Source organism: Paenibacillus lemnae (genome assembly GCF_012933385.1).
GTDB lineage: Bacteria > Bacillota > Bacilli > Paenibacillales > Paenibacillaceae > Paenibacillus_AQ > Paenibacillus_AQ lemnae.
On the sequence record NZ_JABBPN010000002.1, the window covers coordinates 371480 to 393781 of the forward strand.

General features: G+C 49.7%; 19 protein-coding genes and 1 pseudogene. 10 read left to right on the top strand and 10 right to left on the bottom strand.

The genetic code is table 11. The features are described 5' to 3' along the window. Window positions 1-48: 48 nt before the first annotated feature. From ltrA to spoVAC, 4 genes are all read right to left on the bottom strand, one after another. Window positions 49-1341, bottom strand: a complete 1293-nt coding sequence (gene ltrA, locus HII30_RS03675; protein WP_169503605.1) for a group II intron reverse transcriptase/maturase — start codon at window positions 1339-1341, stop codon at window positions 49-51. Window positions 1342-1932: 591 nt separating this feature from the next. After that, on the bottom strand, window positions 1933-2283 hold the full coding sequence (spoVAE, locus tag HII30_RS03680; RefSeq protein ID WP_169503607.1) for a stage V sporulation protein AE: 351 nt from the start codon (window positions 2281-2283) through the stop codon (window positions 1933-1935). A gap of 3 nt (window positions 2284-2286) precedes the next feature. After that, a complete protein-coding gene (gene spoVAD / locus HII30_RS03685; protein ID WP_169503609.1) occupies window positions 2287-3300 on the bottom strand; it encodes a stage V sporulation protein AD in 1014 nt (337 codons plus the stop codon). Window positions 3301-3303: 3 nt separating this feature from the next. Continuing rightward, window positions 3304-3753 carry a stage V sporulation protein AC gene (spoVAC, locus tag HII30_RS03690; RefSeq protein ID WP_246246090.1) on the bottom strand — a complete coding sequence of 150 codons (450 nt, stop codon included), beginning with the start codon at window positions 3751-3753 and terminating at the stop codon, window positions 3304-3306. A 455-nt stretch (window positions 3754-4208) separates the two neighbouring features. Between spoVAC and HII30_RS03695 the strand changes: the two genes are divergently transcribed. Continuing rightward, window positions 4209-5282 (top strand): M42 family metallopeptidase, encoded by a 1074-nt coding sequence (locus HII30_RS03695; protein ID WP_169503613.1) that lies wholly within the window; start codon window positions 4209-4211, stop codon window positions 5280-5282. Between the two features lie 96 nt (window positions 5283-5378). Here the strand turns inward: HII30_RS03695 and HII30_RS03700 are convergent, their stop codons facing one another. Then, window positions 5379-5564, bottom strand: a complete 186-nt coding sequence (locus HII30_RS03700; protein ID WP_169503615.1) for a hypothetical protein — start codon at window positions 5562-5564, stop codon at window positions 5379-5381. A 161-nt stretch (window positions 5565-5725) separates the two neighbouring features. Between HII30_RS03700 and HII30_RS03705 the strand changes: the two genes are divergently transcribed. The 4 genes from HII30_RS03705 to HII30_RS03720 all read left to right on the top strand — a co-directional run bounded on the left by HII30_RS03705 (window position 5726) and on the right by HII30_RS03720 (window position 10570). Further along, complete coding sequence (locus HII30_RS03705) at window positions 5726-6565, top strand: sugar phosphate isomerase/epimerase family protein (protein ID WP_169503617.1); 840 nt, start codon at window positions 5726-5728, stop codon at window positions 6563-6565. A 233-nt stretch (window positions 6566-6798) separates the two neighbouring features. After that, entirely contained in the window at window positions 6799-8142 is a 1344-nt protein-coding gene (locus HII30_RS03710) for an LLM class flavin-dependent oxidoreductase (RefSeq protein WP_169503619.1), read from the top strand. A gap of 21 nt (window positions 8143-8163) precedes the next feature. After that, on the top strand, window positions 8164-9540 hold the full coding sequence (locus HII30_RS03715) for an LLM class flavin-dependent oxidoreductase (protein ID WP_169503621.1): 1377 nt from the start codon (window positions 8164-8166) through the stop codon (window positions 9538-9540). Next, the gene (locus tag HII30_RS03720) at window positions 9521-10570 is read left to right on the top strand and encodes an aliphatic sulfonate ABC transporter substrate-binding protein (RefSeq protein WP_169503623.1); all 1050 of its coding nucleotides are present in this window, start codon (window positions 9521-9523) and stop codon (window positions 10568-10570) included. The genes HII30_RS03715 and HII30_RS03720 overlap by 20 nt, the downstream gene beginning before the upstream one ends. A gap of 223 nt (window positions 10571-10793) precedes the next feature. Here the strand turns inward: HII30_RS03720 and HII30_RS21990 are convergent. The 5 genes and pseudogenes from HII30_RS21990 to HII30_RS03745 all read right to left on the bottom strand — a co-directional run. Further along, window positions 10794-11462, bottom strand: a pseudogene (locus tag HII30_RS21990) (IS256 family transposase); the annotation flags it as partial. A gap of 260 nt (window positions 11463-11722) precedes the next feature. Then, a complete protein-coding gene (locus tag HII30_RS03730) occupies window positions 11723-12565 on the bottom strand; it encodes an ABC transporter permease (protein WP_246245986.1) in 843 nt (280 codons plus the stop codon). 29 nt (window positions 12566-12594) lie between these two features. Further along, on the bottom strand, window positions 12595-13368 hold the full coding sequence (locus HII30_RS03735) for an ABC transporter ATP-binding protein (protein ID WP_169503625.1): 774 nt from the start codon (window positions 13366-13368) through the stop codon (window positions 12595-12597). A 202-nt stretch (window positions 13369-13570) separates the two neighbouring features. Continuing rightward, window positions 13571-14428 (bottom strand): sugar phosphate isomerase/epimerase family protein, encoded by an 858-nt coding sequence (locus HII30_RS03740; RefSeq protein WP_169503627.1) that lies wholly within the window; start codon window positions 14426-14428, stop codon window positions 13571-13573. Continuing rightward, the gene (locus HII30_RS03745; protein ID WP_169503629.1) at window positions 14403-15317 is read right to left on the bottom strand and encodes a phytanoyl-CoA dioxygenase family protein; all 915 of its coding nucleotides are present in this window, start codon (window positions 15315-15317) and stop codon (window positions 14403-14405) included. Before HII30_RS03745 ends, HII30_RS03740 begins: the two co-directional genes overlap by 26 nt. Before the next feature lie 186 nt (window positions 15318-15503). Here HII30_RS03745 and HII30_RS03750 point away from each other — a divergent pair, with 186 nt between their 5' ends. From HII30_RS03750 to HII30_RS03770, 5 genes are all read left to right on the top strand, one after another. Beyond that, on the top strand, window positions 15504-16439 hold the full coding sequence (locus HII30_RS03750) for a helix-turn-helix transcriptional regulator (RefSeq protein ID WP_246245988.1): 936 nt from the start codon (window positions 15504-15506) through the stop codon (window positions 16437-16439). Further along, window positions 16436-18268 carry a sensor histidine kinase gene (locus HII30_RS03755; protein WP_169503631.1) on the top strand — a complete coding sequence of 611 codons (1833 nt, stop codon included), beginning with the start codon at window positions 16436-16438 and terminating at the stop codon, window positions 18266-18268. The genes HII30_RS03750 and HII30_RS03755 overlap by 4 nt, the downstream gene beginning before the upstream one ends. Continuing rightward, window positions 18252-19907 (top strand): response regulator, encoded by a 1656-nt coding sequence (locus HII30_RS03760; RefSeq protein WP_169503633.1) that lies wholly within the window; start codon window positions 18252-18254, stop codon window positions 19905-19907. Before HII30_RS03755 ends, HII30_RS03760 begins: the two co-directional genes overlap by 17 nt. 121 nt (window positions 19908-20028) lie before the next feature. Continuing rightward, on the top strand, window positions 20029-21327 hold the full coding sequence (locus HII30_RS03765; RefSeq protein ID WP_169503635.1) for an ABC transporter substrate-binding protein: 1299 nt from the start codon (window positions 20029-20031) through the stop codon (window positions 21325-21327). A gap of 93 nt (window positions 21328-21420) precedes the next feature. Beyond that, window positions 21421-22302 (top strand): carbohydrate ABC transporter permease, encoded by an 882-nt coding sequence (locus HII30_RS03770; protein WP_169503637.1) that lies wholly within the window; start codon window positions 21421-21423, stop codon window positions 22300-22302.

Sequence of the window (22302 nt, forward strand, 5' to 3'; positions counted from 1 at the left end):
TTTTCCCTCATACGGCTTTCCGATGTTCGTCATTCATGTGCATGCAGATCACAAGAGCGTTTTAAGTCCACATTGTGAGGACAGTGCTTTCACTTCGCGTAATGAGCTCATCCATCGCGTGCGTTGACGTTTCTTGGCAACCCATTTTGCTAGTCGCTGGAGGATGTACCAGTCCAGTTTCGCCATCTTCTTTTGGCTGTAAGCTGTGTAGTAGTAGTTGCGCCACCCCTGTATTTTAGGGTTTAAGTATTCCAGGTGGTCCTGAAAGGTCTTGTGACGCATATTTGGTGGAGCCAGTCGCTCTTTTACGACCTCTCTGATTCGCTCCTCCGCCTTGCGACACAACCACTGCTGGGTCGTATAATATATTTTGCCTTGAGATGTCTCCGCTTTCGTCTTTCGATGGTGCATGCCTAGAAAGTCAAAGCCTTCTTCTCCTGTCCATAATCCGACAATACGCGTTTTGGTCGGATGCAGCGTTAACTCCAGGCGACCCATTATGACTTTAATGAGTTCGTAAGCCCGATCTGCATCTTTCTTCGTCTTGCAAATCACCACAAAATCATCTGCGTAACGAGTCAGTTCCCCAAATGCGCTGCCGTTTCGCTCCCACAGGAGATCGAAGTAATTCAGATAGATGTTTGCGAGCAAGGGAGAGATAACCCCGCCTTGCGGCGTACCTAAATCGGAGCGTCTGATGCTTCCTTCCTCCATGACTCCCGCACCCAACCACTTCCTCACCAATTTCAAGATACGTCTGTCACTGATTCGCATTTCAACCAGCTTCATGAGCTTCTCCTGATTGATGTTGTCGAAGTAGCCTTGGATGTCGACGTCGACCACCCAATTCCCTTTGCGGTTACATGCTTTCCGAATGCGATCTAACGCTTGCTTTGCACTTCGTTTTGGCCTAAACCCGAATGACGTTTCCTGAAAATCCGCCTCGAAGATCGGTTCCATGACGAGTTTCGCTGCCATCTGGATGACGCGGTCTCTCACCGTGGGAATGCCCAGCGGTCGCTGCTTTCCATCCTTCTTCGGAATGTAATGACGTCTGACTGAGTGCGGATGATACTCGCCTTCTTTAAGAAGACGTTGACATTCGTGTACAAAGAGCACCTCTCCTTGTTTCTCGATGTCTGCCAGTGTCTCTCCGTCTATTCCTGCCGAGCCCTTATTGGCTCGTACTCTTCGCCATGCTTCCCAAAGAATGTCCAGCCGGTAGACCTTGTCGTACAACGCGTGAAACCTTCGCTTCTTGCTTTCCTTGGCCGCATGACCTAGTTTCTCTTGGAGTTGTTGAACGTTTTCCTTTGGTGTTGTTAGCCGTTTGGCATTCACTGACTCGTACCTCCTTATGAAACTTGAACAAAGCAGGGCTCCTTCCCTCCTGCAGATTGTGTTGTCCTGCATTCTTCGGTACTATGAGCCCCTCGGACTCCCTTCCTGCAGACGGTTCACTTCACCTTTCGGGCTTATAGAGCGTCTCTTTACGGTTTCAAAAAAAAAAACCGTGCAGGGGAGGGCCTCCCCAGTTCACTGCATCCTCTTTCACACCATGCCGATTCCCTTACGCCGGAGGATTCTTCACTGCTGATCCAAGTTCTAAGCAGCTTCCGTGGCCTTCGTCCAATGCAGCGAGACTCGGCATCCTCTCTTCCCTCTTGCGAGGCCTTTTTGACGACGCGGCAGAATTCACTTTATGTTACGGCCTGGTACGTTGCTCGCCCCGTTTCAGACGGGTGCTTTCGTCGATACGCTTCTACGTACAGATTTCGCCATACGCAGGTATCCTAGCTACACAGGGGCTTGGTCCCTCCTGTGACCGGACTTTCACCGGCTAGAGAATGCGTGCTTAGCTGGGCACGCCTGCATGCGTAAAAGCCCCGGAATTTCATTCCGGAGCCCGTATAACGCTCAAATAACTATGAATTAACCCTTGGGTCGAACAATAAGTGCTGCCAGAAAAGAGAAAATGATCGCCGAGGAAATACCGGCACTCGTAATTTCAAAAATACCGGTCACCACACCAATCCATCCGTCCCGTTCAAGCTCACTCAAAGCCCCATGCACCAGGGAATTGCCGAAGCTCGTGATCGGAACCGAAGCTCCGGCGCCTGCAAACTTGATCAGCGGATCATATAAGCCGAACGCATCAGCTACCGCTCCTGCTACAACGAGGGTGCTCATCGTATGCGCAGGTGTCAGCTTGACCGCATCCATCAGGATCTGTCCGATTACGCAGATCAATCCTCCGATGATAAACGCCCATAAAAACTGCATGTCTTAACCTCCCATCTCCAGTGATACGGCATGCGCAATACAGGGAATGCTCTCACCCTGCTGGTAAGACAGTGGTGACAGGAGCGCACCTGTAGCTACGACTAGGACTTTATGCAGCTCGCCTCGTTTCATCCGTTTCAGAATGTGTCCATACGTAACGACTGCAGAACAGCCGCATCCACTGCCGCCTGACAAGACATATTTTTGACGGTCGCGGTCGTAGATCATTAATCCGCAGTCCATGAAATTGGTTTCTTCCATTGCAATGCCTTCTTTTTTGAGAAGCTCCTTCGCAATCGGCAGACCGACCGCTGCCAGGTCACCGGTTACGATTAAATCGTAATATCCCGGCGAGCGTCCCGTGTCTCTCATATGAGCTGTGATGGTGTCTGCCGCCGCCGGGGCCATCGCCGTTCCCATATTAAAAGGATCCTTCACTCCCAGATCGATGACCTTACCGATCGTAGCATGCGTTACATGCGGTCCGTCACCCTGAGCGGAAACGACGGAACATCCTGCACCGGTGATGGTATACTGCGCGTAAGGCGGCTTCTGGGACCCGTACTCTGTCGGATATCGAAACTGTTTCTCCACTGTGCAGTTGTGGCTCGCGGTTCCTGCCATTGCATACTGTGCTGCACCGGAGTCGATCATCATAGAGGCAACGGCCAGACTTTCCATGGATGTGGAACAGGCGCCGAACACGCCAATATAAGGAACACCCATCTTCCGTGCTGCAAAAGAACTGCTGATAATCTGATTCATCAGATCTCCGCCTACATAAAACTGCAGATCCTCTTCTTTAATAGAAGCATGCTCCAATGCTTTCCTTGCTGCATCCTCGAGCAGTCTGCGTTCTCCCTTTTCCCATGTCTTCTCATTAATTTCGATATTGTCATAAATAAAATCAAAATCTTCAGCCAGGGGTCCTTCACCTTCCTCGGGCCCTACAATGGAAGAAGCGCCCAGAATGACAGGCTTCTTTTCATAAGTCCAGGTCTGCCCTTTCACCTGCATACGTCAGCCCCCTCCCCCTGTACCCAAGAGGGCGTAGATAATGCCAATGATAAATGCGGCTACCGTACCAAATACGATGACAGATCCTGCGAGTTTAAACATGCTGGCCCCTACGCCCAGCACCAGTCCCTCAGCACGATGCTCCAAGGCAGCCGAGCACATGGAGTTGGCAAAGCCAGTCACGGGAACCGCCGTACCTGCCCCAGCCCACTGGGCAATCTTGTCATAGACACCAAAGCAGGTCAGGATGACAGAGATGATAATCAGAACGGCAACCGTAGGACTGCCAGCCTCTTTCGTCGACATATCAAATACGGACATGAAGAACTGCTGAATGCCTTGTCCGATCAGACATATCAAACCGCCGACAAAGAACGCCTTCAGACAATTTTTCAATATACTGCGGGGCGGCTCATGCTTTTTGGCGATCGTTTTATATTCGTCCGGACTCATGGAACTTACCTTTGAATTTGACCTGGAGTCAGGCAATGTCAATAGCACCTCCGCTGATGTTGGGATGATTGTTATAATCATTATGGTTTATAATGACTTTCTTTATGTTTGGTGAAATCATCCACGAACAAAGAAAACAGCCTCGGCTCTTATCGCCAGGCTGTTAAGAAGCTGTCATCTTCAGCAGCATACGATGAGAATCAGCAGCAGAAACAGGATCAGAACGAGAAACAACATCTTATAGCGGCCGGGATCAGCGATTGGCATCGCCTTATTCATGACCGGTCTCCTCCTTTTTGTCCAGAGCGGAATTGAAATGATTCATTATATTCCAGCTGGGCAGCTGTGGTGCCTAGGTTGGAAGCATGGAAGGACGTGGACTTTTTATAGGGAACAGAGCATACTAGAGACTTGAAACCTCTCAATATCACTCAATTAAAAAGGAGATTATTCCCATGAAACAATACACGATGGACCTGCTGAAAACGCTGACCGAATTTCCAGCTGCACCAGGTTTCGAACGCGAGCTGCGTTCCTGGGTTAAAGATGCTCTGTCCCCATACACGGAAGAATTTGTACAGGACCGCCTGGGCAGCATTTTTGCCGTTCTTCGCGGTAAACAGGAAGGCCCCAAGGTGATGGTCGCAGGACATATGGATGAGGTCGGCTTTATGGTCACTGGCATCACGGAAGCGGGCATGATCCGTTTTCAGCCATTGGGCGGATGGTGGAGCCAGACCGTACTTGCCCAGCGGCTTCAGATCATCACAGATCACGGTCCCGTGATCGGGATCGTCGGCTCCGTACCAACCCATCTGCTGGACGAGGTGCAGCGAAGCAAGCCGGTTGACATCAAGAGTATGTATATCGATATTGGTGCAGACAGCAAAAGCCAGGCCGAATCTTTTGGCATCCGTCCCGGTCTTCAGGTCGTTCCGATTTGCAGCTTCACACCTCTTGCCAACCCCAAAAAAATTATGGCTAAAGCCTGGGATAACCGCTACGGTGTCGGGCTTGCGATCGAGCTGGTCCAGGCTCTTCATGCTGAAGAGCTGCCGAATACCCTGTATGCAGGTGCTACAGTACAGGAGGAATTGGGTCTTCGCGGAGCGCGCACTTCAGCAAACCTTATTCAACCGGACATTTTCTTTGGACTGGATGCGAGTGCAGCGAATGATATGATGGGAGACAAAAGCCAGTTTGGACAGCTTGGACAAGGTGCCCTGCTTCGTATTTTTGACCCTACCATGCTGACCCATCGGGGAATCGTTGAATATGTGCAGGATATGGCCGAGACGCACAAAATCAAATATCAATATTTCGTCTCACCGGGCGGTACAGACGCCGGACAAGTGCATTTGAGCGGCATCGGCGTTCCGTCGACGATTATCGGAATATGCTCCCGTTATATTCACACCTCATCGTCCATTATCCATACCGATGATTATGAAGCTGCGAAAGAGCTGCTGATCAAGTTGGTCAAAGGTCTCGACCAGACGACCTTGAATACCATTCTGGAACAGGCATAAACACAAAGAATCCCGCCGCAGTAAGAGGGGGTAGTTCTTACTGGTGCGGGATCGGGACATCATATTCCTCCGGAGCTTTTGATTCAGACAAGGCAGTCAGCAGGATTGCTGGTTTACGTCTGCTTTAAAATGCATGATTTTAAAAACGTTATAAACCAGCAATCTTTTGACACCTGTCGGCAGTCTGAATCGGGCATCTTCTATGTTATAAAGCATGACATAGATTCGGGTAGATGGAATTTCACTCCGGAATTCGTTGTCCTTGATGATCATTATAGACATCAGTAAAACCACCGTCAATAGATATGTAAGGTTTATTAACATCAAAAAATTCACATCATCGTTTACTTCATTTCATCACTTTTGCGGATATCGGTGTTCAACTCTGGTTGATTTCTTTATACTGAATGCAAACCTATTTGATAACACTGGAGGTATTTGACATGCTAAGAGGATTAACAAACGCCGGGTTAGGCGCATTAAAAAATGATGAGCACCTTATGGAACTGGCCTCACAATACAGCTTTGACAGCGTAGATCTCGACGCTAATTCATTAGTAAGCCGGCTTGGCAAGGATGCCGCCAATGAACGCCTGCAGTCCCTGGGGCTCACGGTGGGTTCTATCGGACTGCCTGTGGAATGGCGTGCCGATGATCAGAAATTCCAGGAAGGACTGGAACAGCTTCCAAAAGCGGCTGCAGCTGCCCAAGCTCTGGGCTGCACTCGCTGCTGTACATATATTCTTCCCTCCACCGATCATGCAGCTGCCCATTTCATGGCTCTTGCCACCACTCGTCTAAGACAGTGCGCAAGTATTCTTGCAGCCTTTGGCATTCGGCTTGGCCTGGAGTTTGTAGGCCCTCACCATCTGCGTACCCAATGGAAAAACCCCTTCATCTGGACGCTGGAGGAGACGCTGGACTGGATTCAGGCGATCAACGAACCGAATGTCGGGCTCTTGTTCGACGCCTATCACTGGTATACCAACGGAATGACTGTAGAAGATATTGCACGTCTGAGCCCAGGTCAGATTGTGCATGTTCATATTAATGATGCGAAAGATGTGCCTGTCGAGCAGGTCTTGGATAACGACAGACTCTACCCTGGAGAAGGAGTCATTGATCTGGCAGGATTTTTGAGAGGACTTCACCGTATTGGATATCAAGGTCCTGTAGCCCAGGAAATTCTGACCCCATCACAGCCCGAAGATTCCCCTGAGGACTTGGCTGCCCGTTCTAAAGCCTGTTTTGACCAAGTTTTCACTGCAGCAGGTATAGAGTAACCACAAGTTATTTATGGAAAGTCAAAATTCAGACTGGTTTTTGCAGAGGTCGTATTCAAAAAAAACATCTAACTTACTTTTCCTACTTGATTAGTTGGAATAAAGGTGTTACGATGCCTACATCAACGAATTTCATACATTCAGCCGATTGGTCAACCGAAGGCCTCCTGTTTCCGGACAAATGTCCGGATATGCAGGAGGCCTTTGCATTTTTATCTAAGGGAGGTTTATTTATGACGGCAAAACCCCGGAGCATGCACCTTGGAGCCTTTCTCTTTCAAGTCGGGCATCATGTGGCCGCTTGGCGCAGTCCTCACAGCAAGACCGAGCAGATTTTTGACTTTGATTTCTACAAACAATTTGCCCAGACGGCTGAGCGCGCCAAGTTTGACATGATTTTTCTGGCCGATACGCTTGCGATCCCGCGCAAACACGACGCCTATCTGAAGCATGCTGTTACCATCCGTCCCGAACCACTCACGCTTCTCTCTATGCTGACTGGTGTTACGGAACGTATTGGACTTGCAGCGACGGTATCCACGACCTACCATGAGCCTTACAATTTGGCGAGGGAATTCGCAACCTTAGATCACCTCAGCGGAGGACGCTCCGCCTGGAATGTCGTTACCTCCAGCAGGGATGAGGAAGCACGGAATTTCAGCCGGGAGAAACACCTTGATCACGGTCCCCGGTACGCGCGGGCACGGGAATTTGTGCAGGTTGCTTCGAAGCTGTGGGACAGCTGGCAGGATGATGCAGTCGTGATCGATACGAACACCGGCCTTTATGCAGATCCATCCAAAGTCCAGCGCATCGATCATAAAGGAGAGTTTTTCTCTGTACGCGGACCGTTAAATGTGCATCGGCCTCCGCAGGGCAGGCCAGTCATCATTCAGGCCGGCTCATCCGATACCGGTATTTCTCTTGCTGCTGAAACGGCAGAGGTTGTCTTCACAGCATGGCAGACACTGGAAGAAGCTCAAAGTTACTACCGGAAAATCAAGGAGCGTATGAAACATTTCGACCGGGCACCTGAAAGCTTAAAAGTGATGCCCGGAATTCTCCCTATCATCGGCGCGACCGAGAAAGAAGCCAGGGAAAAAGAACAGCACCTGCAGGAACTCGTTGTTCCTGAGGTAGGGCTGGCGATGTTGTCTGCTTCCCTTAACACAGACCTAAGCGGTTATTCGCTGGATGGTCCTCTGCCCGATCTGCCGCAGCTTGAGGATATTAACGGAGGAAAAAGCCGCTTCAAACTGGTCTCGGATATTGCCAAACGGGATGGTTTGACCCTGCGCCAGCTTATGTACCGGGTAACCGGCGCGCGCGGCCATCGTACCATTACCGGCATGCCGGAGTATATCGCTGCCGAGCTGGAATCCTGGTTTGAGGGGCAGGCCTGCGACGGATTTAATATCATGCCCCCTTATCTGCCCGGAGGTCTGGATGATTTCGCACAAACTGTTATCCCGATTTTACAGGAGAAGGGTTTATTCCGGACAGCATATACCGGTTCGACGCTCCGCGATCATCTCGGCCTGGAGCGTCCTGCAGCACGGCAGACGGTGCAGCTATAACAAAGCAAAGGAGAGATTACAATGTCAAAACGATCCGGACAATTAAAGCTCGGCGCTTTTATTTACGGCGTAGGTCATCATATCGCCGCTTGGCGCCATCCTGAAAGTGACAGCAGCGGTTTTTTGAAGCTGGATTATTATAAACGTTTTGCACAAATCGCAGAGCGCGGACTGTTTGACATGATTTTCGTCGAAGACGTCCCTTCCCTTCCTGAACCACTGGATACTGCGGTGGCGCATACGCTTTCTGCACGTGCGGAACCGGTCACCCTCCTATCCGCCCTGGCCGGGGTTACCGAGCATATCGGCCTGGCGGGTACAGTATCAACCACCTACAGTGAACCATATCATGTCGCTCGCAAATTCGCCTCCCTGGATCAGTTAAGCCACGGCAGAGCTGCCTGGAATGTCGTTACGACAAGCATGGAAGCAGCCAGCCACCATTTTGGAAAGGATCACCATCTGGATCATGCTCTGAGGTATGAAAGAGCCCGTGAATTCGTGGACGTAGTCACATCCCTTTGGGACAGCTGGGAGGAAGGCGCGGTCCTTATGGACCGCATCCGCGGTGTGTTCGCTGATCCCAACAAAGTGCATGACGTGTCTTACAATGGGCGTTTCTTCAATGTAGAGGGCCCACTTACGGTTCCGCGCTCTCCTCAAGGACGTCCGGTTATTGTGCAGGCAGGCTCTTCAGATACCGGACAGGAGTTTGCGGCTCAAACCGCAGAAGTCGTCTTTACCGCATGGCAGACACTTCAGGAGGCGCAAGCTTTTTATCACAGTTTGAAAAGCCGTCTCGTCAAGTATGGACGTACTTACGATCAGCTCAAAATCATGCCTGGTGTACTGCCGATTATTGGGTCAACAGAACAAGAAGCAAAAGAGAAAGAAGCATACCTTCAGGAGCTTGTTGTCCCTGAGGTTGGACTGCAAATGGTATCCCGAATCCTTCGGGTAGACCTCTCCGGATATCCGCTGGATAACCCGGTACCAGACCTTCCTGATGCAGAAGAGATTAACGGAGGAAAGAGCCGTTATCAGCTGCTCGTCGACATGGCTCGCAGAGACCGACTGACAATCAGGGGGCTGATTGCCAGAGTGACCGGTGCCCGGGGACACCAGACGATTGCCGGCACGCCCGAGCAGATTGCAGACCATCTGGAGCTTTACTTCAACAGCCGCGGCTGCGACGGATTCAATATCATGCCCCCTTATCTGCCTGGCGGCCTGGAAGAGTTTGTGGACCATGTGGTCCCGATCCTGCAGCAAAGAGGTCTGTATCGTACCGCATACACCGGCACTACGCTTCGAGAGCATTTAGGTCTTGCCGTACCTGATAATAAATTCATTTCAAATACGTCCGGGAGGGATATTCATGACTCATCCGTCATTTAATTACCGTTACAGAACACTGCTGCTGGTGCTGCTAGCTTCAGCTCTATGGCTTGCAGGCTGCTCCCAAAGTGGAAGCAGCCTGCAGGCAAGCTCTTCCGGATCCAATTCTAAAGATGACAAGGTCGTTATTCATATCGGTGTGCAGGGCAAAACAGGCATTCTGCCTTACGCCAGAGAGAAGGGATGGTTTGAAGATTCCTTGAAGGAGGCCGGTGCAGAGGTACAGTGGCATGAATTCGCCAGCGGCCCTCCTCACTTCGAAGCTCTGGCTGCCGGCAGAATTGACTTTGGTGCGGTAGGGGGAACTCCGGTCATCTCCGGTCAGGTTGGCAATGTGGATTTTCGCGCAGTCGCCGTCACCGCTGACGGGAGAAAGGGAAATATGATTGTCATTCCCAAAGACAGCCCGATTCAAGAGCTGAAAGATTTGAAAGGCAAAAAAATCGGGGTTGCCAAGGGCAGCAGTGCTTATAACTTTCTTTACATGGCGCTGGATCAAGCAGGCCTAACGGATTCAGATGTAAAAGTAATTCAGCTTCAGCCCGACGAAGCAAGGCCAGCTCTGGATACCGGAGCCATCGATGCCTGGTCCATCTGGGAACCTTACGCTACGACTGCGGTCTTCCAAACCGGGGCCAGCCTGCTGGCTAGCGGTGAGGATCTGAACATTAATGCACCCAGCTTTCTGATTGCCCGGACCGGCTTTACGGAAGAGCATCCTGAGCTCACCGTTGCTTTTTTGAAAGCTTATGAAGAAGCGAGAATCTACTTTACTACACATTTGGATGAAGTATCTGAGGATATCTCCAAGACCCAGAAGCTCGACAAAGAGATTATATCCCGTGTGTTGAAAAATTCGCAGCCTATCCTCCTCCCGATCACGCCTGAATTTGCCAAGGCTCATCAGGAGCAGGCGGATTTCCTCTATAAATCCGGAGCGATCGATAAACAGCTGGATACCAGCAAAGTTCTGGAATCCAAGTTCGTAGAACAAGCCTTGAAAGAACTGAATGAAGATAAGCAGAAATGATCGTTGAAACGATCGAAATAAAGGGCTGTCCCAAAAGATCTTGGATCTTGTGGGCAGCCCCCTTTGCTGTGTCTGAGACGTGAGAATAGTGAGGCGATCGGCACGAGAGGCTCCAGAGGCATGTTTGGCATGTTTGGCATGATTGGCACGTTTGGCATGATTGGCACGAGAGCTTCGAGAGTTCCGAGAAATAAGCTTGAAAATCAGGCTTATACAAGGAAGCTGTCGTATAGATGGCAGGCCGAGTGAGCGCGGGGTATTTGTAGAAGGTCAACAGCGTCGGCAGCTGTTCCTCCCAGGACTTCACTTCCTTAGGATATTGCTTGCGCCATTTTTCCTTAAATTCTTTGAAAACTGTGCGGGCTGCGTCACCATCAACCGCGGTGTAGACCTGCTTTAGATCAGCCAAAAATTCGGTTTTATCCGCCACACGTATCTTGGGGAAGGTCGCCCGAACTTTGTGCACGATACAGTGCTGGACATCTGTTGCACCACGTTTCTGGAAGTCTTTTAGCACCTCACGCCAAACGTTTGAGCTTTCCTGACCTCCGACATAGAAACCAAGAATCTGGCGAATGCCTTTCTCATCGATGCCCATGACTAAATACACAACCTCACTGCTCACGGAGTTGCGTTTGAGTTTGACGTAAAGTCCATCCAGGTAGATCACGGAGTAGCGTTTCTCAAGTGGCCGATTTTGCCACGCTTCGATATCCTCCATGACCGTCTGAGTGATGTTGCTGATCGTGGTCGGAGAGTAGTGCGTACCAAACATGGACTCAATAAATTTTGCTACATCACGTGTGCTCATGCCATCTTTGTACATGTGAATAATGGCCTCTTCCAGCAACCCCTCACGCCGCTGATACGGCTCAAACAAACGGGTATGGAAAGACTCCAAATCATGGTACACAGACTATTGTACGTCACCCGAATGAAGCAGATCTTCTTGCCAGATTATGCTCCAGCTTTAGCTGGGATACACTGCAGAACAAAAAACAAGCAGCTGGCCGGGATCCGTATCCGGATGCCGCCACGCTGCTTCATGATGCCCTAAGGGCGAAACAAACAGATTCAAGTGAAGCTCCCTGAATGATGTGCTCATCAGTTCAACACCTTTCTATATGAAACATGAAATTTTATGAGCCCGCTTCAACCTGTATATGCGTCTCTCCACTTCAGCAGCTTCCGCTCCAGATAGCGCACAAAGGAATCGGTCGCTTTTCCTACAACTGCAAAAATGATAATACCCACAAATACAATGGAAGTTTGAGAAAATTGTCTAGCGTCCATGATCAGGTATCCGATGCCTTCACTGGAACCCATCAGTTCAGCGACGACGAGACCCAGCCAGGATACACCGAGCGACAGCCGCAATCCCAGCAGCATATTAGGCAGGGAGGCGGGAATAATCAGCCGAGTGACCTGCTTCCAGCGGCTGAACTCCAGAATACGCGCCACATCAAACAGTTTGGAATCTGCGCTCCGGATGCCAAGAAACGTATTGACATACAGTGGAAAAAAAGCACCTTTGGCAATAAGCAAAATTTTGGACATCTCTCCAAATCCAAACCACAAAATAAACAATGGCGTAATCGCCAAATGCGGAATCATTCGCAGCATTTGAACACTTGGATCAACGGTCTGTTCCACTCTGTTGAACATCCCTGTGAGCAGTCCCAGACCCAGACCCAGACTGCCGCCAAGCAAAAACCCTAACGCTGCTCTGCGGACACTGACCTGCACATGCCCCCACAGTTCACCGGATACGGTTAATTCCCAGCCGGATTTCGCAATTGCTGTCGGTGTTGGCAGCAGCGTTTCCGAAATAAGGCCAAGCATGCCGGCAGCCTGCCAGATCACCAGAATGAACACCGGGATGTAAAGCCCTCTCCTTATACTCTTCCACTTCGTGCCCGGCGGTTTCGTCACAGGCTTGCTCCGTTTCTCCTCCACTTGCACTGGTGGTCTAGCCACGGTTTCCATTGTACTCATGAACAGTCACACCTTTCCTCTTGATTGGATTAAATATCATAATTGCCAGCACCTGCCGGCTCCTCAATACGCTCAAATTCGCTAAGTACTAGTCTCCGGTATTCTTGAAATGATGTACTGGATTTCTTGCGGGGAAAAGGTAAATCCACACCCACAATCCGGCGGATTGTGCCCGGTCTGGCATCCATGATCACAACCCGGTCAGCCAAGTAAACCGCTTCATCAATATCATGCGTAACCAGGATCATGGTCGTCCGGTTCTGCTGCCATATATCGAGCAGCACTTCCTGCATATGTCCCCGAGTGAAAGCATCCAGCGCACCAAATGGTTCATCCAGCAGAAGCACCTTGGGACTACGGAGCAAAGCACGTGCAATAGCGACGCGCTGGGACATGCCTCCGGAAAGCTCCCGCGGAAATGCTTTTTCAAACCCTTCAAGACGCACAATACGTATCAATTCGTCGACCTTTTGACGCACTTCCGGCTGGCTTAGTGATAAATCTGCTGCGATGTTCCTCTCCACATTCAACCAAGGGAAAAGCCGATGTTCTTGAAAAATAAACCCTTTATCAATGCTGGGCCGTTCCACCTTCTGACCTTCCAGCAGCACTTCGCCGTCATGAACGATGTCCAAACCCGCAATAATTTTAAGCAGGGTGCTTTTTCCGCAGCCGCTGGGTCCGATAATGGTTACAAATTCTCCCGGTTTCACTTGAAGTTTGATATCGCGCAGCGCCTGAACAGGTCCGGCAGGGGTTTCAAATGTTTTGTTCAGATTTTCGATGCTTAGTATCGTTCTCATTGTTTTCTCCCCTTTACAGTTTGAATTGGAGGTGAAAAAAAAGAGACTTTCCGTACGTCCGCCCTTGAATAAAAGGCAAACAGGAAAGTCTCCGGTGTTCCGGTGGACAGGCCGATATCGTAAATAAAACTTATTATCCCTATCAGCTTGGTATGTTTTGTTGATATTATAGTCCGAGACAGATATGGTGTCAATTGTTAAATTAGCTTTGTTCCCATAACTGAACGACCTGGTTCTTTAATAGGATCGACTGTTTGAACCGTTCCTGTCCTGAAACCCCTGCTGCATAGGGGTCTGGCCCCAGTTCGCATACAAATGGGAAAACCGTATCCGAATCAGCCTTTTCCTTCCAGTACGTCATGCCTCTCTGCCACCATCGGTGGAATCTTGCCGTGAGATGATCTGCCGTATCTGTACCAATCTGGGCCTGGATCTGCTGTCCATGACAGATCCGGCCGTGAATACAGGCAGTCCGCCGCAGCAACGTATCGAAATAGGGTTCAGCTTTCGCTTCCACCTGAGATGCAAACCCGTCCATCTCTCCTGCCAGTACATAATGAGAGAAATCGATGGTGAGCGCAAGCCCTGGAAGCTTTTGAACATAACTTGCTGTACGGATCAAATCCTGAGTGATACGCCCCCTGTGGGTTTCAACAAAATGAGGAACACCGGCAGCATTCGAGACTTCTTCAAGCTGACGCAAGAGTGCCAGCGCTTCATCGTCTACCACAAAGCTGTCCATCACCTGCGAATTGACATACTGGGCTCCGAATTCTTTGGCCTCGGCAAGCTGACCAGCCAGTTCTTCCGCGGTGGATGGAAATCCGCCTGTACCGAAGCTGAAGTCATAGTCATCCAGCAGCTTGCGGAATTGATCACGCTCAGTCCCTTCTGCAGGGATGCCTCCGAAAATTCCGGTAAAACCCGCCTTGGCAATCTCATCAAACTTACGCTCTACTGACCATTCGCCGTGATCATCACCTGCGCCGGCCATCGACCACCATGCCTGCTGAACATCCAGCTTGAGCGCCATATTAGTCATTGATCCAGTATTGTTCATGAGGATAACGGAATGTTTCCGGCTTCACGCGCTCTGTCACGGCCAGTTTGCCTTCCGGACGATATTCAAAATGTTCTTCATCCTTCGCATATTCCGCTTCCTTGCGGATATCCAGGCATTCCATGAGCATCTGCTGCTTCAAAGCCAGGTATTCCGGCGTATGCGGTCCAAACTCCAGCTCGATTTCACCCGGGCGGAACTCAAAGTACACGGTTCTGCGCAGTGCATTGCCATCTCCTGCTGGTGATCCGTGAAGGACGGTAATATCGTGCAGGATCGCATCCCCGGCTTCCAGCGGTACCGGAATGGCATCGGACGTATCGAAGCCTTCTTTCTCGCAGCGTGCTTTGGAATCTGCTACCGTCCACTGGTTGCTGCCCGGGATGACCCATAAACAGGATTTAATATCTGCGGGATCCAGGTAAAAGTCCACATTAAAAATCGGTCTTGGATCCTGGCAGCCTTCCGGAAGCTCGGCATCCCGGTGCCATGGCACAATTATTCCTTCATCCGGCATTTTGATGACCATGGAATCCCAGGTCGGAATAAAGCTGGGCCCTTGAATCTTCTCAACAGAACGCATAATGAACGGATGTCCCATCAGCGCACGAAGCGGCTTACTTTTGTCCACTACATATTCAACTCGTCTCAGCACATTGGCGCCAGTCTTCGAACCTTTCCCGTATTGGTAGTCAGAATCATCCGTGCCTTTCATCCCTTTTTCCAGCAGTACCTGCATTTCATCCTGTACAATCCGGAGCTCCTCGTTCTGAAGAACATTCTTGATAATCAAAAAACCGTTGTCCAGAAAAAATTGTTTTTGCTCATCGCTCAATGTGTTTTGCTTGGAAGCATCTGCAATAATCATGCGCAGGTTCAGGTTATTCATATCTCATATCTCCTTTAAAGTTGATGTTAGGCTGATTGCGTTATGGATTCATTGTAGAAGACCACGAACCACCCTGTCTTTAGCTTAAATTCATAAAGGAGTTGCCGAAATCACAATCAACCCCATATAATCGAGTTCACTGACAGATGACTGACATTGACTGCTGCCTGAAAGGAGACAGATGTTTTGACGAATGAAAAAACCAAATCCAGCTTCGAGCTGATCGATATGAGTCCCAGTGAAACCCTGCATTGGATGGAGCACTACCACTGTCCGCCGTATATTACGCTCGCTCATGTATTCCATGCTCCACAAGGCTGGAATGTAGAGAATCGTATACTCAATCAGTACGCTCTGCAGTACTGTATTGATGGTGCTGCAGAATATCCGGTTGAAGACCAGCATTACCTCACGCAAAAAGGAGACCTCCTGTTTCACCGCCCCGGTGAAGTACATTCTATTCATACGGTAGAGGGAGAGCCTTACGTATGTGCTTCGATCGTTTTTCATTTTGGCGCTGAGCCTTTTCCCTTTGATTCGGTATTCCAGAACAGACATTTGCTCGGCCGGTTTGAAGGACACAAGCTGGAGCGGATGCTGAATGAACTGATCCACTATCACCGCCAGCCGGGTCTGTCGGCACAATTGAAATGCCAGGGGCTGCTGCTGCAAGTTTTGGGTGAAAGCGCTGATCCGCAGCGTCAATCCGATCACAAAGAACGAACCAATCTGGCCAAGATGGTGCTCGTCAAAAACCACCTCATCCATCATTATCCTGAAGATATTACACATGAGGACCTGGAAAAGATCTCCGGTTTGACCCGAAATTATATCATTTTGCAGTTCAAACAGGCTTTCGGAATGTCACCTTTTCAGTTTCTAACATGGGTGCGCTTACAAAAAGCCAAGGAGCTGGCGCTCATGACCTCGCTTTCTGTGGGCGAAATTGCCCGTCAGGTCGGATATTCAGATGTGCACACATTCGGAAGAATGTTCAAAAAGAAGATGGGGGTCAGCCTGACAGAATACTGCAGCTCGCTGACCACACACTATCTCAACACCAAGCCCAGACTGAGCCCGGAACCGGAAGGCTCTGCTGCATCAAAGGAGTATGAAGCATGACATCGAGATGGGAACGCTTGACACAGTGGTTTGGCAACCGCCGGATCCGCACCAAAATTATGCTGATTTACCTCCCTCTTTTGCTTGCACCACTGTTTGTTGTGGGGTACACCGCCAATACCATTTATTCCAATGCTATTGTCAATAAGTCGACCCAGAGCTTCACGCAGAACTCAGCACTCATCATCAGCCGGATTGACGGCATGCTGGAGAATGTCGAGAGCGCAGGCAATATGCTCGCCTTGAACCTGAACCGGATTCTCCAGGAAGGCAGACCATATGGTCAGAGTGAACTTGCCCGGTACAATGCGATAACAACGCAGCTGAGTCTGGCACTTCTGGTGTTTCCGGATGCGGACTCTATTGTGTTTGTCGACCGGTCGAACCGGGTCTATGGCACCAACCCTGTGCTGGAACAGAGAAGCACCGACATAGAGGAACGTGCCGTCTTTCAACAGGTTATGGAGACGAATGGCATTAACTACTGGGTGCCGATGGAACGCCGGGAATATTTGACGAGCGATCCGGGAACCGTGCTGCTGACCATGGGAAAAAAAATCATCGACATTCAAAGCGGCGACTCTTTAGGTGTTCTATTTATTCAGGTTCGTGAAGATCAGCTTTCTGCTGTCCTGCACAATATGAATGCAGAACCTTCAGGGCGCTATTTCATTGCAGACGAACAAGGTACAGTCATTTCTACTCCAGACAACACCCTGCTGTTGAAGAGCGTACCGAAGGAATCTATCCGATCTTGGATGAATGGCCAGAGCCAGGCCACAGATATCCGGCCCATCGACGGGCAGCGCTCACTGCTTGCCATGAGCAGCTTCCCGCAGCTGGGCTGGAAACTCGTCAGCATCACACCTCTGCATGCGCTTACAGATGGTCTGGATAAATTGCAGTGGACCCTGCTGGCGGTAGCCGCACTGTGCAGCTTGTTTGCCATTCTTGGCGCTGGATTTTTGTCCAAGCGGATTGCCCGGCCGATCGTCGAACTGGCCCGCAGCATGAAAGGCTTTCAGGAGGGACATCTCGATGTGCAGGTGGAGGTAAAGACTCGGGATGAACTGGGCTACTTTGTCCTTGGCTTCAATCAAATGCGGCGCAGAATCAAAGAGCTGCTCAGCAATGTGCTCCTGGAGCAGCGGAAGAAGCGTGAATATGAGCTTGCCCTGATCCAGGCACAAATCAAGCCGCATTTTCTATACAACACACTGGATGTCATTTATGCGCTGTCCCAGATGAACCGGATGAAGGAGGTTCAGCATACAACCAAGGCACTGGCAGATTTTTACCGGGCTGCACTCAGCCAGGGGCGGGAAGTCATTACGCTGGAGGAAGAATTCCGCAATGTGCGCGACTACCTTGCCATACAGCATATAAGGTACAGGGATGTGTTTACCTACGAGTTTGAAATCAGCCCTGACATTCACCATATTCCGATCCTGAAGCTGACGATTCAGCCCTTGGTGGAAAATGCGATCTATCATGGTTTGAAAGAAAAAGAAGGCGGCGGGCATCTGCAGATTAAGGGTTATCTCCAAGATGAGGTCATCCTGATCGAAGTCACAGATGATGGCATTGGCATGCATCACGAGCAGCAGGCCAATTTGCTGAAGCATACAAGTGCCAGCAGCCGGGAGCCGATAGCCGGAAAATCCGGATCTTCCTATGGTTTGAGAAATGTCAACGACCGAATCAAACTGTTTTTTGGCCATGACTATGGACTGTCGATCCGCAGCAAGTCTGGTAAAGGAACGACCGTCACCATTGCACTTCCGAAAGAATGGACAACCTTGAGCGAAAGGGATGAAAATATTGATTAAATTAATGATTGTGGACGATGAGGCGATATTCCGGGACTATCTATGCACCCTGCTCCCTTGGGATGAATACGGGATGAAGATTACCATTGTTGCCAAAAATGGCAAGGACGCTCTTGTGCAAGCCGAAGCGGCGATTCCGCATATTGCACTGATCGATATTAACATGCCGTTCATGGACGGCCTGCAGCTGAGTGAAGAACTCAAAAAACTAAGCCCGGACATCGGCATTGTTCTGGTCACGGGACATAATGAATTCGAGTATGCCAGAAAAGCTTTAAAGCTGGGCGTTCAGGATTATATTTTAAAACCGTTTTCAAAAGAAGAACTGCTGCTCACCCTGCTGAATATTCAGGAAAATATGCTGAAAGTTCAGGAGGACAAAGAAACACACCAGGCCAGCAAAATGATGATGCGGGAAGTGTACTTGAACCGGCTGGTGAACGGCGAGCTGGAGGATTCGGAAGACAAACTGATGGAACAGCTGCGTGACCTGGGATATGCGCCAATGAGCGGCATGTTTCAGGTCGCCGTGATCGAGATCGATAATATGAATGCGCGATGGCGACATATCAGTGACCGGGAGCTGTGGAAATTTGCGGTGACTAATATTTTGAGCGAGACCTTGGACATTCCAGGTAACCATATTGTCTTCAATGGTTCTGAAGGACGGATTGTATGCATCTATGAGGTTGGTGATCACGGGGTGCAGGGATTTTCGGGTGCAGCAGGTCAAGCAGTATCCCCTTCGCCTCCGCTTGCAGCTTATGTTGAAGGCTGTAAACAGTTAAAGTTTTTGATTCGAAAGTATTTGAAGTTCACAGTGACCATCGGGGTGGGGCGAATCCACAGTGGATATGCGCAAATCAAGCAGTCCTATCAGGAGGCACTGCTCGCGTTACAGAACAAGTTCGTGGTCGGGCAGGACCAGGTCATTGATTACGGAACCCAGGCCGCAATTACAGGGAAAACGGCGGGTGGTTTCCTTGCACCTCATATGAGTGAAAGTCTCCTGGTTGGGATGCGCAGCGGAGATTGGGACAGCGTAAAACGTCAGCTGGAGGACATTTTTGATGGTCTGGAGCAGGAGCGGATGCCGATTGATTATGTTTTTGTTATCTGTATGAGTCTGGTTTCCCTCTGTTTATCATGCGTTTCGGAAAACGGGCATCCCATTGAGGACTGCTTCGGAGAGGACTTTTACCCTTACAGCGAAATTGTGACCAAGCCGACGATTGAGGAAGCAGGAACTTGGCTGATCCATTTGTTTAACAAAGCAAACCGCTATACCCAGCTGCATAAGAAAACCAAGTCCGGCAAAATTGCCGAAACGGCCAAGGCGTGGATTGACCAGCATTATACCGATCCCGAGCTTAAGGTGGAACAGATTGCACAGAGCGTATTTATCAACCCCAGCTACCTGAGAGCCATTTTCAAAAAAATGAACGGGATGACCGTGACGGACTATATATTGCAAAAAAGAATGCAGCATGCCAAATCTCTGCTGTCCGCCTCCAAGCCGCTGCGCCTGGCCGATATTGCCGAAGCCATCGGATATCATGATCCGGCGTATTTCAGCCGTGCTTTCAAGAAGTACTATGGCTACTCACCCAGCGAGTTTGAAAATCTGCCGCGAGCTTAAAGCAAATGTTCTAAACATGCGCGAATAATCCAAGTTACAAGCGTTTAGTCCATTAGCACCGGGACTGGATACCTTTATACTGATAAAGCAAATAGACAAAACCAATCGGGAGGTCCTGGTTATGAAAAAAGCAATGTCGATTCTGTTAAGCTCTGTTTTAATGTTTAGTTTGGCTGCTTGCGGCGGCGGTAATGACGCTAATGAAAGCGCAGACACGCCGGCTAACGGCGGAGAGGAACAAACAACAACCCTTCGCATCTATGCACAATACTCTGACGAAGATACCAAAGGATATTACGATTATGCTGTAGCTGAATTGGCTAAAGAAATGCCGAACGTCAAGCTGGATCTGGAAGTACAGGCCCAGGATGACGGCCAGAAGCTGAAGTCGTATGCAGCTACAGGCAATCTGCCGGATATTTTCAATGCCGGGCAGGATCAAATCAACCTGTTCCGTAAATCGAACAACATTTTGCAGCTGGATGAGTACGCCAAAAAGGCAAACTTCGAGGAAAAAATGCAGCCAAGTGCACTAAACACGCTGTATTCGGATGATCAGCACATCTATGCATTCCCTTACGCAGGTAACGAATTTGTACTGCTCTACTACAACAAAGAGTTGTTCGAGCAGAACAATGTAAAAGTGCCTACGACAAAAGAAGAACTGGTGACCGCAATCCAGACCTTCCAGTCGAAGGGCATCACACCAATGTCTGTATTCGCCAAGGAAAAATGGATCACGACAGCGCTTTATGATATTTTCGCTACTCGTTATGAGCCTAAAGGCATCAAGGGACTTGATACTGGCGAAACCAAGCCTTCCGATGAAGCTTATACCAAAGCTGCTCAGGACCTGATCGATTTGGTGAAAGCCGGCATGCTTCCTAAAGGTGTAACGAACCTGAACTATGATCAGGCTGCTGCTCTCTTCCATGAAGGTAAAGCCGCAATGTTCGTCAATGGCCAGTGGGAAGTTGAAGCTTCCACAAAGGCACTCGGCGACAAGGCCGGATACATGTACTACCCTGCTCCAACAGCCGAATTGTATGAGCAGAACAAACTGGCATTCAGCGGCGGCGGAAGCCCGGGCGGCTTTGCAGTTTCAGCTAATACCAAACATAAAGATCTGGCAGCTGAAGTAGCAAGCTTTATGGCCTTGAAATATGCGGAGTTCAAATACACGCAAAAAGGCAGCCCGATCGTAGCTACTCAAGTCGATAAGGAAGCTGAAAAAGAATTCGATCCGATGATGGTCACCCTTTCCGAGGATATCCCGAACATCACGAGTACAACAGCATTTGCTTGGGGCCTCAGCAACGCGAAATTTAAAGCAGCGATTGAGGATGCAAGTCAGAACCTGCTGGTTGACGGCTATTCGGCCGAGCAGTTTATCTCTGATCTGGAAAGCGCTCTGAAATAAAAGGGAATGCCCTGAAATGATGCACACCGGCTCTGAACATTTGACCGGTGTGTATGCTTTCCGGGAGACTGACTGCGTAAGGAGAGGACCATCATGAATAAATTTCTAGGTAATAAAATCGCAATCACCTTGTTTATAGCCCCAGCCTTGCTGCTGTTCACCGTTCTCGTATTTTGGCCGATTGTCCAAGTGTTCTACCGCAGTATGTTTGAATGGGACGGCCTTACAGAAGGCACATTTATTTTCCTGGATAACTATAAGCGTATGTTTGAGGACAGCTTGTTCTACACTTCCCTTTATAACGGCCTGATTTTTGCCGTTATCCTCGCTGTGCTGCAGATTTCGATTGGCACAGTATTGGCATTGACAGTATCGGACGGCTTGATAAAAGGACGGAAAATTTTGCGCATCAGCTATTTTATTCCGGTCGTTCTTTCCATAACCGTCGTGTGTCAGCTGTGGCTGGCGATGTACAACGGAGAATACGGACTGATCAACAAGATTTTCGAAGCGCTCGGTCTTTCCTACCGGCAGGACTGGCTCACTGACAGCAAAACCGCCATTTTCGCGATTGCTCTTGTCAACGCTTGGCAGTACATGGGTTACCACTTTGCCCTGCTGCTTGCCGCTGCACGATCTATCCCGGAGCAGTACATGGAAGCAGCCAAGATTGACGGCGCCGAACGATGGAAGGCCCACTGGAAGGTTACCATTCCACTCATGGCTGAAACGTATAAATTCTGTCTGGTGCTGGCCATTACAGGTGGTCTCAATGCGTTCGCCAATATGTATATTATGACCGGCGGCGGTCCTGGAACCAGCACCTACACGCTGACCTATATGATGTACCGCTCGGCGTTCCGCGTAGGTGAATTTGGTTATGGTAGTGCATCGGCCGCGTTTCTGGTCATTGAGTGTCTGATCGTCACCTTTGCGATCAACCGGCTTATCGCTCGCGATCGGATCGTGTATTAG

Coding starts and splice junctions, on each gene's coding strand:
- HII30_RS03735 (WP_169503625.1), bottom strand. CDS start 13,368: ATGAGAACGATACTAAGCATCGAAAATCTGAACAAAACATTTGAAACC.
- HII30_RS03760 (WP_169503633.1), top strand. CDS start 18,252: ATGAAAATATTGATTAAATTAATGATTGTGGACGATGAGGCGATATTC.
- HII30_RS03695 (WP_169503613.1), top strand. CDS start 4,209: ATGAAACAATACACGATGGACCTGCTGAAAACGCTGACCGAATTTCCA.
- HII30_RS03720 (WP_169503623.1), top strand. CDS start 9,521: ATGACTCATCCGTCATTTAATTACCGTTACAGAACACTGCTGCTGGTG.
- HII30_RS03700 (WP_169503615.1), bottom strand. CDS start 5,564: ATGTCTATAATGATCATCAAGGACAACGAATTCCGGAGTGAAATTCCA.
- HII30_RS03770 (WP_169503637.1), top strand. CDS start 21,421: ATGAATAAATTTCTAGGTAATAAAATCGCAATCACCTTGTTTATAGCC.
- spoVAD (WP_169503609.1), bottom strand. CDS start 3,300: ATGCAGGTGAAAGGGCAGACCTGGACTTATGAAAAGAAGCCTGTCATT.
- HII30_RS03705 (WP_169503617.1), top strand. CDS start 5,726: ATGCTAAGAGGATTAACAAACGCCGGGTTAGGCGCATTAAAAAATGAT.
- HII30_RS03710 (WP_169503619.1), top strand. CDS start 6,799: ATGACGGCAAAACCCCGGAGCATGCACCTTGGAGCCTTTCTCTTTCAA.
- HII30_RS03755 (WP_169503631.1), top strand. CDS start 16,436: ATGACATCGAGATGGGAACGCTTGACACAGTGGTTTGGCAACCGCCGG.
- HII30_RS03715 (WP_169503621.1), top strand. CDS start 8,164: ATGTCAAAACGATCCGGACAATTAAAGCTCGGCGCTTTTATTTACGGC.
- HII30_RS03765 (WP_169503635.1), top strand. CDS start 20,029: ATGAAAAAAGCAATGTCGATTCTGTTAAGCTCTGTTTTAATGTTTAGT.
- HII30_RS03745 (WP_169503629.1), bottom strand. CDS start 15,317: ATGAATAACCTGAACCTGCGCATGATTATTGCAGATGCTTCCAAGCAA.
- HII30_RS03730 (WP_246245986.1), bottom strand. CDS start 12,565: ATGAGTACAATGGAAACCGTGGCTAGACCACCAGTGCAAGTGGAGGAG.
- spoVAC (WP_246246090.1), bottom strand. CDS start 3,753: ATGAGTCCGGACGAATATAAAACGATCGCCAAAAAGCATGAGCCGCCC.
- HII30_RS03740 (WP_169503627.1), bottom strand. CDS start 14,428: ATGAACAATACTGGATCAATGACTAATATGGCGCTCAAGCTGGATGTT.
- spoVAE (WP_169503607.1), bottom strand. CDS start 2,283: ATGCAGTTTTTATGGGCGTTTATCATCGGAGGATTGATCTGCGTAATC.